The organism is Acinetobacter sp. RF14B (genome assembly GCF_006864105.1).
In the GTDB taxonomy this organism is placed as follows: domain Bacteria; phylum Pseudomonadota; class Gammaproteobacteria; order Pseudomonadales; family Moraxellaceae; genus Acinetobacter; species Acinetobacter lwoffii_C.
Genome location: NZ_SMTB01000015.1, coordinates 24,981 through 38,593 on the forward strand (window position 1 = coordinate 24,981; position 13,613 = coordinate 38,593).

General features: G+C 43.1%; 11 protein-coding genes. 4 read left to right on the forward strand and 7 right to left on the reverse strand.

The window, feature by feature from the left end:
- The first annotated feature begins 4 nt into the window (after positions 1–4).
- The 4 genes from mnmA (at position 5) to E2K52_RS04070 (ending at position 4,048) form a co-directional block, all read left to right on the forward strand.
- A complete protein-coding gene (gene mnmA / locus E2K52_RS04055) occupies positions 5–1,141 on the forward strand; it encodes a tRNA 2-thiouridine(34) synthase MnmA (protein ID WP_151203892.1) in 1,137 nt (378 codons plus the stop codon).
- Between the two features lie 13 nt (positions 1,142–1,154).
- Positions 1,155–1,886, forward strand: a complete 732-nt coding sequence (gene hflD / locus E2K52_RS04060; RefSeq protein ID WP_151203893.1) for a high frequency lysogenization protein HflD — start codon at positions 1,155–1,157, stop codon at positions 1,884–1,886.
- 54 nt (positions 1,887–1,940) lie between these two features.
- Entirely contained in the window at positions 1,941–3,329 is a 1,389-nt protein-coding gene (purB, locus tag E2K52_RS04065) for an adenylosuccinate lyase (RefSeq protein ID WP_151203894.1), read from the forward strand.
- Positions 3,330–3,409: 80 nt separating this feature from the next.
- Entirely contained in the window at positions 3,410–4,048 is a 639-nt protein-coding gene (locus E2K52_RS04070; protein WP_151203895.1) for a DUF2238 domain-containing protein, read from the forward strand.
- 57 nt (positions 4,049–4,105) lie between these two features.
- On the opposite strand, the gene E2K52_RS04075 is transcribed toward E2K52_RS04070, so the two are convergent.
- The 7 genes from E2K52_RS04075 to E2K52_RS04105 form a co-directional block, all read right to left on the reverse strand.
- A complete protein-coding gene (locus E2K52_RS04075; RefSeq protein ID WP_151203896.1) occupies positions 4,106–6,322 on the reverse strand; it encodes an Ig-like domain-containing protein in 2,217 nt (738 codons plus the stop codon).
- A 210-nt stretch (positions 6,323–6,532) separates the two neighbouring features.
- Positions 6,533–7,495 carry a protease SohB gene (gene sohB / locus E2K52_RS04080; protein ID WP_151203897.1) on the reverse strand — a complete coding sequence of 321 codons (963 nt, stop codon included), beginning with the start codon at positions 7,493–7,495 and terminating at the stop codon, positions 6,533–6,535.
- A 75-nt stretch (positions 7,496–7,570) separates the two neighbouring features.
- The gene (locus E2K52_RS04085; protein WP_151203898.1) at positions 7,571–8,215 is read right to left on the reverse strand and encodes a hypothetical protein; all 645 of its coding nucleotides are present in this window, start codon (positions 8,213–8,215) and stop codon (positions 7,571–7,573) included.
- Between the two features lie 99 nt (positions 8,216–8,314).
- A complete protein-coding gene (gene pstB / locus E2K52_RS04090) occupies positions 8,315–9,235 on the reverse strand; it encodes a phosphate ABC transporter ATP-binding protein PstB (RefSeq protein ID WP_151203899.1) in 921 nt (306 codons plus the stop codon).
- 14 nt (positions 9,236–9,249) lie between these two features.
- Positions 9,250–10,641 carry a phosphate ABC transporter permease PstA gene (pstA, locus tag E2K52_RS04095; protein WP_151203900.1) on the reverse strand — a complete coding sequence of 464 codons (1,392 nt, stop codon included), beginning with the start codon at positions 10,639–10,641 and terminating at the stop codon, positions 9,250–9,252.
- Positions 10,641–12,020 carry a phosphate ABC transporter permease subunit PstC gene (pstC, locus tag E2K52_RS04100; RefSeq protein WP_151203901.1) on the reverse strand — a complete coding sequence of 460 codons (1,380 nt, stop codon included), beginning with the start codon at positions 12,018–12,020 and terminating at the stop codon, positions 10,641–10,643. The genes pstA and pstC overlap by 1 nt, the downstream gene beginning before the upstream one ends.
- 105 nt (positions 12,021–12,125) lie before the next feature.
- On the reverse strand, positions 12,126–13,154 hold the full coding sequence (locus E2K52_RS04105) for a substrate-binding domain-containing protein (RefSeq protein ID WP_151203902.1): 1,029 nt from the start codon (positions 13,152–13,154) through the stop codon (positions 12,126–12,128).
- Between the last annotated feature and the right edge of the window lie 459 nt (positions 13,155–13,613).

The window sequence follows — 13,613 nt, forward strand, 5'->3', positions numbered from 1 at the left end:
TCCCATGCAACAACGTGTCATCGTCGGTATGTCTGGTGGTGTAGACTCTTCTGTTTCTGCCGCATTACTTCTTCAACAAGGTTATCAGGTTGAAGGTCTTTTCATGAAAAACTGGGAAGAAGATGACGGCACGGAATATTGTACAGCCATGGAAGATCTGGCAGATGCACAAGCCGTTTGTGACAAGATCGGCATCAAGCTGCACACTGCCAACTTCGCCATGGAATACTGGGACCGCGTATTTGAACATTTTCTGGCGGAATATGCAGCTGGTCGTACCCCTAATCCGGATATTCTGTGCAATAAAGAAATTAAATTCCGTGCCTTTTTAGATCATGCGGTGAATTTAGGCGCAGACTTTATTGCAACCGGCCATTATTGCCGCCGTGGTGAAACCATGACCAATTCTAAAGGTGATCAGTATGCGCCTTTACTACGCGGTGTAGATAACAACAAAGACCAGACTTATTTCCTGCATGCTGTGCATGGGCGTGAAATCAACAAGACCTTATTCCCGGTAGGTGAAATTGAAAAGCCGGAAGTCCGTAAAATTGCGGAAGAACTGGGTCTTGTAACAGCCAAGAAAAAAGATTCAACCGGCATCTGCTTTATTGGTGAGCGTCGTTTTAATGACTTCTTGAAGCAGTATTTACCAGCTCAACCTGGAAAAATCGTCCTTGAGGATGGCAAAGAGGTTGGTGATCACCACGGCTTAATGTACTATACGCTCGGTCAACGCGGCGGGATCGGTATTGGCGGTATGAAGGGTGCAGAAGAAGGTGCCTGGTTTGTACTGCATAAAGATATTGAAAACAACCGTCTGGTGATTGGTCAGGGTCATGAACATCCACTCATGCACAGCACCATGCTGTGGAGTGAAGCCATTGAATGGGTTGCAGGTGAACAGGACATTCCTGAATCGGGTTTCCGCTGTACGGCAAAAACCCGCTACCGTCAGCCTGACCAAGCCTGTACTATTTATAAAGACCCGAATACACCAAATGGTGTACGCGTTGAATTTGATGAATCACAGCGTGCAGTGACACCAGGTCAAAGTGTTGTGTTTTATTCAGGTGAAGTATGTTTAGGGGGCGGCGTGATTCACCACACCAATGCTCCTAAACCGGATTTTATTGCATAAGGATGGTCTCGGCATGGCAGAGTTACCGTTTCAACAGCCTCAGACTCTGAATATTCGCCAAAATCGTGTGTTGGCGTTGGCGGCAGTTTTTCAGGCCACCCAGCTGACGCATATGACAGCGATGACGGGCCAGCAGAGTATTGGTGAAAGCGGTAACTTTTATTTTGAACAGTTGATTAAAGCCAGTTTAAATATTCGTCCCAGTGGTCAATCCAATACCCAAACCCTGGACTTCTTTAATCAGCTGGCCGATATTTCCCTCGGCTTAAAGGCTTTAGAAAGTAGTATTACCCAGCCCTTTAATACCTCGCCGAAATCCAGATTACCTAAACTTTCCAATACCAAACTTCCGATGTCCTATGCCATGGCGCTATTACAATTAGAAAAAAAAGTGTATAGCAATCCCAAGTTTGTTGAAATTATTGAACAATCTCAACAGAAAATTTTAAGACAGCTCTCTTTCTTTGATAATAATTATATGCATCCCAGCATTATTGCCAATCTTGCCCAAACCTATGTAGAGACTGCCGGACAGATTAATCCGCGCATCATGGTACGAGGCAATGCTCAGGCTTTCAAAGATTCAGGCCATACCAACCGTATTCGTGCATCCCTGTTTACCGGCTTGCAAATGGCGCATTTGTGGCGCCAGCTCGGCGGCAGCTCATGGGGCATGGTCTTTGGTAAACGCAAGTTACTTCAAGATATTCAAAATCTGGCACGTCTTCAGTTTCAGGTGACTTAACCGAGCTGATGCGCTTTTCATTTTTCGTTTAATTCCAAGATCTAAGGAATCAATATGAACGCTTTAACTGCACTTTCTCCACTAGATGGACGCTATGCGAGCAAATGTGATGCTCTCCGTCCTTTTCTTTCTGAGTTTGGTTTAATCCATGCTCGTGTAACTGTTGAAGTGCGTTGGTTACAAGCGCTTGCAAACCATCCTGAAATTACTGAAGTTCCAGCTTTTTCAGCTGAAACAAATGCTGCACTGGATGCTATTGTTAGCAACTTCTCTGAAGAGAATGCCAACCGTATTAAAGAAATTGAACGTACCACCAACCATGACGTAAAAGCGGTTGAGTACTTTTTAAAAGAACAGATTGCCCATATTGATGAACTGAAAAATGCTGGTGAGTTCATTCACTTTGCCTGTACTTCTGAAGACATTAATAACCTGTCTCATGCGCTCATGCTGAAAAATGGTCGTGAAGTGCTGGTCAATGCCATGCAGCAAATCATTGATTCAATTGTTGCTTTGGCAGAACAGCATGCCGAACAACCAATGTTGTCACGTACTCATGGTCAAACTGCAAGCCCAACTACGCTGGGTAAAGAAATGGCGAACGTGGCTTACCGCCTTGCACGTCAAATCAAACAGTTCCAAAATGTTGAATTGCTAGGTAAAATTAACGGTGCAGTGGGTAACTACAATGCTCACCTTTCAGCTTATCCAGACATCAACTGGCCTGCTCACTCACAAGCATTTGTTGAATCTTTAGGTTTAACCTTCAATCCGTACACCACGCAAATTGAGCCACATGATTACATGGCCGAGCTTTTTGATGCGCTACGTCGTTTCAATACGATCCTGATCGACTTTAACCGTGACGTTTGGGGCTATATCTCTCTCGGCTTCTTCAAACAGCGTTTAAAAGAAGGTGAAGTAGGTTCTTCAACCATGCCGCACAAAGTTAACCCAATCGACTTTGAAAACTCTGAAGGTAATCTGGGTATTGCAAACGCTGTTCTTGCTCACCTGGGTGAAAAACTTCCGATTTCTCGCTGGCAACGTGATTTAACTGACTCAACTGTACTGCGTAACATGGGTGTGGGTTTTGCACAAAGCTTAATTGCTTTTGAAGCTTGCTCTAAAGGAATTGGTAAACTTGAATTGAATGCTGACCGTATTCTTGAAGACTTAGACAATGCTCAAGAAGTTCTGGCTGAACCGATTCAAACTGTAATGCGTCGTTACAATGTTGAAAAACCATACGAAAAATTAAAAGCTCTTACTCGTGGTCAAGCCATGACTCGCGACATGATGGTGGATTTTGTAAATGGTAACGAATTAGAAGCTGTACCTGCTGCTGACCGTGCCCGTTTAGCTGAAATGACGCCAGCAACTTATACGGGTAATGCAGCAGCTCAAGCAAAACAAGTAAAAGAACTGATTTCTAAAATCTAAACTAAGTTAGATTAAAAAAACGAAGCCTCGGCTTCGTTTTTTTATTATAATTCCATCAATAGATCACTGAAAATAATAAGATGATTGAATATCAACTTAGCTTAAAACACTGGCTGAGCTTAGGTTTCTTCGCCATTGCGCTTGTGCTTGCGAGTATTCAACCGCTCGAATTATTTGCTTATATGCTCCATCAGGCCGGTACAGTTTTGATGCTGATTGTCCTGCTGGTGAGCCTCAAGAAAATTGGACTCAGTTTCTCCTGTTTTATTTTTTATCTGCTTTTTTTATTGATTCATATGATCGGGGCGCACTATCTTTATTCTTTTGTTCCCTATAATGACTGGATTCAACAGCTATTGCATTTGGATTTAAATCAATTCATGGGCTGGTCACGTAATATGTATGACCGTCTGGTTCATATTGCCTACGGTCTATTGCTCTACCCTTTTTTCTATCGCCTGTTTCAGGTCTGGCTTCCTACACTGAAACCCAAGGTGATTTTTCTGCTGGTAATTCAATTTGTTATTGCTAGCAGTCTATTGTATGAATGGCTGGAATGGTGGATTGCCGTCAGTTTATCTCCTGAAGAAGCGGAAAATTATAATGGGCAACAGGGTGATATCTGGGATGCGCACAAAGATATGTTACTGGCAACCATTGGCGCCATCATTACTGGCCTAATTCAACTATTACACGGCAATAAAAAAGCACTCGATTGAATGCTTTTAATTCTCAATAATTTATTTAGCGGTGTGATTCATAGAGATCGTTTCTCTTTAGACAAAAGCCAAGCTTGGATGTTGCAACTCGTCTAGATCTATCCTCACGTGGGTTAAATCAGCCATCTGCACAGATTGCGAAACTGCCATCGGCTCAGTTGATTTCCCTGCTAATGCTCCCTCTGCTGCGGAGTCATCCATCCCCCCTTTATCTAAATTCAGTGACTCTAAATCAATTTCGGTGTGATTAAACGAAATCACATCATCGCGACTTAGCAGTGAATGAATATCGAACTCTTGCTCTTCAACAGCATTTATCTCGGTTTGGGCAGAATCGTTCAGTAGTAACTCTAAAGCCACAAGCTGTGAAGCTGCACTGGTCAGCTCCTCATTAACATTTGTAGTATCCGCCAATAGCGTTTCCGGGTCTGCAGCTTCTATAGTAAATTCAAATGCAGCACTTTTATCGCTGATGTTTCCTGCAAGATCGGTTTGACTGAATGAATAGCTATATTTTCCAGGGTCCAAGTCAAGCTCAGGCGTATAGGTCCATTTACGGTCCGCCCCCACTTCAACAGTGGCAATCGCTACGCCATTTTGATAAATGGTAATCGTTGCATATTTCTCACCCGTTCCTTCAAAAACAGGAGTACCATCTTGAGTGCTGCCACCGGATTTAATGGAAACTTCACTCTCACCCGTATCATCATATACTTTAGATAAAAATGGTGCAGAGGGTGCTTCAGTATCTTTGCTGCCTCTTATATCGATCGGATCAGATTGATTACCCGCTGCATCGATAGCATATACTTTGGCAAGCTCGCCATCTGTCAATGCAGGTGAGAGTTTAATTGTATAGTTTCCATCTTCATCCACTGTACCAAAGCCCAACAAACTATTACCTTTTCGAATTTCAATTCTTGAACCCGGTTCTGCTTGACCGGTTATTTCAGTGCCTTGATCATTTAACGTTACACTAGGTGCATCGGGTGCAATATTATCTTGACCTGCAGTAATATCCATCGGTTTGGAGGTATTGCCCGCTGCATCTTTAACCGTAATACTGGCTGTTTTTCCTTCTGCCAATGCCGGGTTTAATATGATTTCAAAATCGCCCTGATCATTGGCTTGGCCCCTGCCAATCAGGTTGCCATTGCTATCTTTAATTTCAATTGTTGAATTTGCTTCTGCCTGCCCTTTAAGCGAGCTGCCATCTTCTTTGACTTCAAATTTAGGCTGATCAGGTGCTAATGTATCTTGGCCAATTTCAACACTACTCTCTTCTGAACGATTTCCTGCTTCATCTTCAACAACCACTTTTGCAGTTTCTCCGGGCTTGAGTGCAGGCTTGACAGACAGGCTAAAACTCCCGTCTGGCGCAACAGTCACTGGTCCAAGTTCTCCATCTGCTGTATATAAATAGACCTTTGTACCTGCTTCTGCATAACCGAATACCATACTCCCATCATCATTCACTTGAGCATTGGCTGCATCAGGCGCAATGGTATCTTTGTTTCCTGTCACCACTTGTTTTTGTGATTCATTCCCGGCCGAATCTTTTGCAAATACCTCAACCTTTTCACCATCTGTAATCGGGCGATCTAGAGTGATTTCATAATTACCATCACTATCTGCCTGTGCTTGACCCAGAATTTCCCCCTTGGCATCTTTCACGTAAACGGTTGAACCAGCTTCCGCCTGTCCTGTAATGACTTTTCCGTCCTCATCTAACTTAGCTGTTGGTTTAATGGGCGGAATTCGGTCGATATTTTTATCTTTGCTATCCCCATCATCTTTAAATGCCACCAAATATGCTGCTTCAGCTGCAAGAACGGCCAGACCTGCCTTTAATAGCGAAGGAGAGTCATCTTCCTCTGGAGGAGTGGTTGGATTGGCAGTAGCGGTTTGCATTTGCGTATTGCTATCAGGCGCTACTGTTTCTGAGCGGACATTTTGCAGCTTTTCATTGACAGGCGTGTAATCAATAAATTCACCATGAATATCAAACTCGGCCTGTTCATATTCGCTGAGTGTCCCATTAAATAATAAAATATTATTTTCACCAATATCATCTATAAAGAAGTTTTCAATGACAATGACCTGACCATTTTTCAAGGTAATAATACAATTATTTTCAGCACGTGTGAGTGAGGCAATATCCTCTTTATGCATGGCAACTTTTACATAGGAGGGCTGTATTAAATTGACCTTTGCAGTCTGTGAGTTATGTAATACAGTGTGGCTAGATTTTGCAATCACAATGATTCTAGTCATTTTTCCCTCGGTATTTTAAGGCTTTTTTAAGTTTTCTGAATAATAAACAAGTATTCAGACAGCACCGATTAAAATAGCAAAATTACCATTAAGGAACAATTAAAACTGTGATTAATCTATTATTTCATAGGCAGCTTATTCAATATAAATCCAAGACATAAAAAAGGTCAGTAATGACTGACCTTTTTTATGAACCTAAGCTGAGTAATATTAAAATTTCGGATCACGCATTTGTACTACATTAGAATTTGCCTTAAGCAAAGCTTCCATTACCTTGTGCATGACAACAGGAACCAAGCCATCTGCCATTTGTGCAGCTTGCAAACCGAGCTTTTCCCCCAAAGTCGGTTTACGACGCGTCTCAATCACATAGATATCATGTTGTGCCAATAAACCCAGCAAGTATTCATCTGAAGTTTGCAGTTTATTAACCAGATTCAGATCCAGCGCATCTTTTCCATACCAGTGCTCACCAGTCGCCACTTTCTCAACATTCAGTTGAGGACGGTACTTTTCAACAAAGTGTTTAAATAATTCGTGAGTTTGCTGTAACTCTTCTTCAAATTTGGCTTTACCTTCAGCGGTATTTTCACCAAACATGGTTACGGTGCGCTTGTACTGACCTGCAGTATACAATTCAAAGTCAATTTTATTGTCTTTGAGCAAACGGTTGAAATTCGGTACCTGAGCCACTACACCGATTGAGCCTACAATGGCAAACGGCGCCGATAAGATTTCATTGGCGATACAGGCCATCATATAACCGCCACTGGCTGCGACTTTATCGACACACACCGTCAGATTAAAACCGGCATCCCGTAAACGCACCAATTGCGCAGCAGCCAACCCATAACCATGTACCATACCACCCGGACTTTCCAGACGTACCACCACACGATCACACCCAGCTTTTGCAGTGGCCAAAATCAGGGTAATTTCTTCACGTAAACTTTCTACTGCTGAAGCCGCAGTATCCCCTTTAAAGTCGAGTACATAAATTTTTTGATTGTTTTTTTTACGTATACGGGCTTCTTTTGACAATTGTTGAGTTAATTGCAAAAGCTCCAGTTTAGAAGCCGTGGTTTGCGCGATTTTTTTGCGTTGTTCATTAATTCGCGCGTTTAAATGGCTAATACGAATTTCTGCAGGCAATTTCGGCGTATGAAATAACATAAAAAATATATTCTCAATTTAATTCGGTTTATAAATATTAGATTAGGTCAATTGCAACTTTTTTCAATACTTTTTCTATCTTAAAGATGGTTCTTTTTGAATGAACCGTAAATATCGTTTAGAAATCTGCCGAACAGCCATTAAACGCACAGCAAACCAAATTTGTCCATAATAGCAAATACCAATAATCAGCGCGTTAATCGGCCACCAAGCAAGCAGTAAAAAACTCCCCCTACGTGCCTGATCCGCAGGTGTTACCATCGAATAGAAACATACAAAACCTACGCAGAAACACAGTACGCAGATATATTCACCGACTGCACTGTGCAAGAGCGGTAACTTATTTTTTTCTTGCGCTTTTAAATAACGATATAACTTTAATTTAGCATTGGCATCAACATAGTCTCTCCAAGCCCGCCGAAAATGTGGAACATCTTCTTTCTTTCGCACCCCAAAGTAAACAATCAGCGGTATCACACCCGACAAAAGCACAAATTGATCATACAACCAACGATGATAATTACTCATATTGGGGCTTTGCGAGGTTGGAAAGAGTCCATCATGCGTAAAAAGCGTCGCCAATAAAATACTCAACAAAACCAAAAGTGCTGCTATCACCTCTGCACTATGTTGAAATCCAAACAAGGCATCGATCATTTTTCTTGTGGCTTGATGTGCAGGTTTAGCCTGTTGTTGTTCTTCAGCTGAAGGTAATGCCATTTTCGATTTCACTAACACATGATGAGCAATTTATATCGGCACTATAACAAAAAACAGAGCACAACGGCTCTGCTTTTCAATAGTTGAGATAAGCAAAGATTAACCAAAACGCCCGGTAATATACGCTTCAGTCAACTGATGATCCGGCTGGGTAAAGACTTTCTCAGTCGAATTGACTTCAATCAGATCACCTAAGTGGAAGTAAGCTGTACGGTCAGATACACGCGCGGCCTGTTGCATTGAATGCGTCACAATCGCAATCGTATACTGGGTAGAGAGCTCGGAAATCAGCTCTTCGACTTTGGCCGTTGCAATCGGATCCAGCGCTGAACATGGCTCATCCATTAAAATCACTTCGGGTGACACTGCAATAGTACGTGCAATACATAAACGCTGTTGCTGACCACCAGATAGACCCGTACCCGGCTGATTCAGACGGTCTTTGACTTCATTCCACAAGCCTGCTTTATGCAAACTGTTTTCTACAATTTCTTCCAGATCATATTTATCACGCGCCAGACCATGTAATTTAGGTCCATAAGCGACGTTATCAAAAATGGATTTTGGAAACGGGTTTGGCTTCTGGAATACCATCCCTACTTGTGCACGCAGCAGTACAACATCCAGATTCGGATCGTAAATATCCTGATTATCCAGCATGACCTTGCCCGTAACCCGACAGCTATCAATCGTGTCATTCATACGGTTCAAGGTACGCAGAAATGTAGATTTACCACAGCCCGATGGACCAATAAAAGCAATGACCTCATTTTCATAAATGTTTAGATCAATGCCTTTAATGGCTTCGGCTTCACCATAGTACACATGTACATCCGAAGTGCTGAGTTTGACATTACTGTTCTTGGCTTGCTGTTTATTTTCCGCATGAGTATCGAACTGCGAAATAAAAGAAGTCGTTGGCTTTTGTGTACTAGAATCTGCGGTAAATTGCGTATGTTGTGGATTCACAGACGGATCCTTTTCTAAGGTATTCAAGGTTTCATTCATTACAATATTCATTATTTTGTCCCTTCTTACCAACGGACTTCAAATTTTTTACGTAACCAGATGGCCAGACTGTTCAGGCTGATCATCATGGCCAGAAGGACAATAATGGCTGCTGCGGTACGACCTTCAAAGAAGTTACGCAGTTCATTACCCTGCCATAAAAAGATTTGTACAGGTAAGGCAGTTGATTGCTCAAATGGTGTCGCTGGCACACTGGCGACGAAGGCACTCATCCCGATCAATAAGAGTGGTGCGGTTTCACCCAGCGCCTGTGCAACCCCAATAATGGCACCGGTCAGAATACCAGGCAGAGCCAGTGGCAATACATGATGGAATACAGTCTGGATACGTGAAGCACCTAAGCCCAACGCAGCCTGACGGATCGAAGGCGGGACTGCTTTTAAAGAGGCACGTGTGGTAATAATCACCGTAGGCAAGGTCATCAGACTTAATACCAGCCCCCCCACTAAAGGTGCGGACAGTGGCAAGTGCATCCAGCCGATAAAGATGGCCGCACCCAGTAAACCGAACACAATCGAAGGAACTGCCGCCAAGTTGTTAATATTGACTTCAACCACATCGGTAATCCAGTTCTTTGGCGCAAACTCTTCCAGATAAATCGCCGAAGCCACACCAATTGGAATCGAGATAAAGATCACGATCAGCATCATGAACAGGGAACCCATGAATGCCCCGGCCAGACCAGAGGTTGCAGGTGAACTGCGTGAATCCGGACTGACAAAGATATTGGTATTGAAGCTGTTTTCGATAACACCCGAAGCTTTCATAGCATCAGCCAGTTGACGGACTTCTGGACTGAGTTGCTGCTGTTCTGCCGGAAGATCACGATCAATATTACCCGCCAACCAGACATCGACATTGGCATCTGCCAGAATTTTTACATTTTCAGTTTGTCCAACCAGACCTGGATTCATCAGCACCATGTCACGCAGACGATAAGCTTCTGAACTGGTATATAAAGAGCCGAGTTCATTCTGCTGGCCGTCCAGCTTGCTATCTTTGGCAATCATGCCATTTACAATCAGGGCATCCCAGTCGACCATGCCCACCTGCATCTGCCAGTCAATCAGACGCTCTTCATATTGCGCCGGAGTTTCATTGGCAAGCTGTTTAGGTTTAGGGCCAATATTAACAATCGTCGGATCAAAATAAATCGGCAGATTCATGCTGCTTTGCCAGAAAGCCGGCAAACCTTTGCTCAAGATACTTCCGAACAGCAATACTACGAAGAACAAGCCAGCCAATACTGCTGACAAGCCTAACAGGCGAAATGCTTTTTCTTTACGATGACGACCTGCCAAAGAGTTCTGAATGGTCTTCTTACGCTTTTCACGTAGCTCGGCAGCCACAGATGGATCAATACGCTGATCTAAAGGTGTTGTATTTGAAGTACTCATTAGTCGTATTGCTCACGATATTTACGCACGATATACAGTGCAATAATGTTCAAACCTAAGGTGATCACAAATAATGTCAAACCCAGTGCAAAGGCTACCAGCGCCTGCGGACTTGCGAAGTCAGTATCACCGGTTAACTGGTTGACGATGGTAATAGTGACTGTAGAGACTGCTTCTAATGGATTGGCATGTAACTGCGGGCTGTTCCCTGCTGCAAGCACCACAATCATGGTCTCACCAATTGCACGTGATGCGGCTAACAGGAAAGCCCCGATAATCCCCGGTAAAGCTGCCGGCAAAACCACCTGACGGATGGTTTCAGACTTGGTCGCACCGAGCCCTAAAGACCCATCACGTAATGCACGCGGCACCTGAGTAATAATGTCATCAGATAAAGAAGAAACGAAAGGGATAATCATGATCCCCATAACCAGACCAGCGGTTAGCGCACTAGTGGCATTAATATCAATACCGACCATGGCTCCTATGGCCTTCAGGAAAGGCCCAATAATCATTAAGGCAAATACGCCATATACGATAGTAGGAATACCTGCCAATACTTCGATGGTTGGCTTGGCCCAAGAACGGAATTTAGGTGATGCATATTCAGCCAGATAGATCGCAATCATCAAACCGACAGGGACAGCAATCAGCAGTGCAATACCGCTGACCATCAGCGTACCCCAGAGCAGTGGCAACAGACCATAACTGCCTTCAGCATTCCCGGAGGTACTAAAACCAGGATTCCACTCTGTACCAAAGAAAAAATCGAACGGGCTGACAAAGCTAAAGAAGCGCATTGCTTCACCGAACATCGACATCACAATCCCAAGCGTGGTCAGAATCGCAACCCCTGAACAAAGTGCCAGACCAATATTAATAATTTTTTCAACTTGGTTACGGGCTCGGAATTCCTGACTGATGCGATTTTTCGCCCAGACCAGTCCAGCCAGCGCCGCAGAAATCACCACTGCCAGCTTGGCAAATGTACCGATGGTCACAAATTTGGCCAGCTGCTCTGCAGCTGCTATTTCATAAGCAGCGGGTGTATCACTGACTCCAAAACCGGAAGCGAGTGCCTGTACACGATCAACGACAACACCCAAGCTTGCCGGATCAAGCTGAGCCGATACTTCTGGCGGCAGATGATTAATCACCACTTGTTCCAGGAAGCTCGGCTCGACAATATTCCAAACAATCAAAATTAAAAACGCAGGGATTCCACACCATAAAGCGACTAAGGCGCCATAATAACTTGGACGCGAATGTAAGTTCGCAGAATTGTTTCCCTTACCTGCTAGGTTCCGGCTTTTACTTAATCCGATTTGATAGGCTATGGCAATGATTGCCAGCAAGACACCTATGAGTAGCAGATTCATGTATTCTCCACTGTTTTTTCAATTTTCATGGTTTGAAAAAACTTAATCTATCGCAACACACCAATGGCAGGTCGTCCCTGCCATCAGCGCTTTGAGCATTATGTATTACTTTACAACCACCGCTTTGCCTGCTTTAAAGTTCGCAAGTACTGCTGCACGTTCTTTGTCTGACATTGAAATCAGGCCGGCTTTTTCCAGTTTTGAACCTTTACCTGATACTTTCTTGCTCAGGAAGTATTCGGTGAACTGTGGTAAGCCTTTGATTGACTTCAGGTGTTCGCCTTTCACATAAAAGAACAATGGACGTGAAACCGGATAAGAACCGTTCAGAATAGTTTTTTCAGAAGGTGCAACATTATTCACTGTGGCAACACGCAAACGGTCACGGTTCTGGTCATAGAAACCTAGACCAAATACACCAACTGCACTTGGAGAGGTTTTTAAGCGCGCCAATGTTTCAGTGTAGTCACCGGAAATTTCAATCACACGGCCATCTTTACGGAAGTTTGTACACGCTTTTTTCTTGGCCTCTTTATCTAAAGACTTAATTGCAGCGTACGATTCACAACCTGCATCCACCATTTTCTCCTGGAACACTTCGCGCGTACCATGGTTAGAAGCAGGAATCACCAGGGTGATCGGCTCATTTGGAAGTGCTTTATCAATCTGGTTCCAGCGTGTATAAGGGTTAGCAACCATTTTCCCCTGAGATGGCAACTGAGCCGCAAGCGCTGCATAAACATGTTGTGGACGTAATTTATAAGCTGCTTTATTGGCATTAGAAGCAAATACAATACCGTCATAACCAATTTTGATTTCTAATACCTGGTTGACGCCATTCTTTTTACATTCTGCCAGCTCAGAGCTTTTAATCTGGCGAGATGCGTTTGCGATATCAATCGTGTTATCACCCACACCCGCACAAAATTGCTTTAAGCCGCCTGAAGAACCGCCCGAACCGACCACTGGAGTTTTAAATTGTGGAAAGGTGTTTCCAAATTCTTCAGCAACAATACTTGCATATGGAAGAACAGTTGAAGAGCCAGCAATTTGAATAGTGTCACGTGCAGCATGTGCTGTAGTGACTGCCGCCCCAGTAAGTGCAATTGCTAAAGTAATATTTGTAAAGCGCATTCTGTATCTCTCTCATTTTTGCAATTTGGAGTACATTACTTTTGATTCAGTTTTGTACTTGTTTCGATACTTGCATTTTGATTTTAGAATATGACAGACAGGTTACAGCTTTGTGACACTTTCATGATGTTTCGTTTTTAGCTTCTCTTTTTTATTACCCTCTGTGGTTTACAGCATGACTTAAGAGCGGTTTAGAATTATAAAAAGATTAACTTTATAATTATTGGCTTACTTGTTTTTTTATTTTTATGAAAAATAAAGATTTACTTATCGTCATATTAATTACTTCTTTAACCGACCTCCCTATGTGCGTGCTATTGAGGAAAAAGTATCTTAGATTAGCATTTGAAGTGCAACACCATGTTGTTGCCATAATACCTGACTCGGACTTTTAAAGCCGAGTCTTTTTCTTGGACGATGATTCAAGCGTTGAGTAATTTCTGCAATATATGCATCCGT

Coding starts and splice junctions, on each gene's coding strand:
- hflD (WP_151203893.1), top strand. CDS start 1,155: ATGGCAGAGTTACCGTTTCAACAGCCTCAGACTCTGAATATTCGCCAA.
- sohB (WP_151203897.1), bottom strand. CDS start 7,495: ATGTTATTTCATACGCCGAAATTGCCTGCAGAAATTCGTATTAGCCAT.
- E2K52_RS04105 (WP_151203902.1), bottom strand. CDS start 13,154: ATGCGCTTTACAAATATTACTTTAGCAATTGCACTTACTGGGGCGGCA.
- purB (WP_151203894.1), top strand. CDS start 1,941: ATGAACGCTTTAACTGCACTTTCTCCACTAGATGGACGCTATGCGAGC.
- E2K52_RS04075 (WP_151203896.1), bottom strand. CDS start 6,322: ATGACTAGAATCATTGTGATTGCAAAATCTAGCCACACTGTATTACAT.
- pstA (WP_151203900.1), bottom strand. CDS start 10,641: ATGAGTACTTCAAATACAACACCTTTAGATCAGCGTATTGATCCATCT.
- pstB (WP_151203899.1), bottom strand. CDS start 9,235: ATGAATATTGTAATGAATGAAACCTTGAATACCTTAGAAAAGGATCCG.
- pstC (WP_151203901.1), bottom strand. CDS start 12,020: ATGAATCTGCTACTCATAGGTGTCTTGCTGGCAATCATTGCCATAGCC.
- E2K52_RS04085 (WP_151203898.1), bottom strand. CDS start 8,215: ATGGCATTACCTTCAGCTGAAGAACAACAACAGGCTAAACCTGCACAT.
- mnmA (WP_151203892.1), top strand. CDS start 5: ATGCAACAACGTGTCATCGTCGGTATGTCTGGTGGTGTAGACTCTTCT.
- E2K52_RS04070 (WP_151203895.1), top strand. CDS start 3,410: ATGATTGAATATCAACTTAGCTTAAAACACTGGCTGAGCTTAGGTTTC.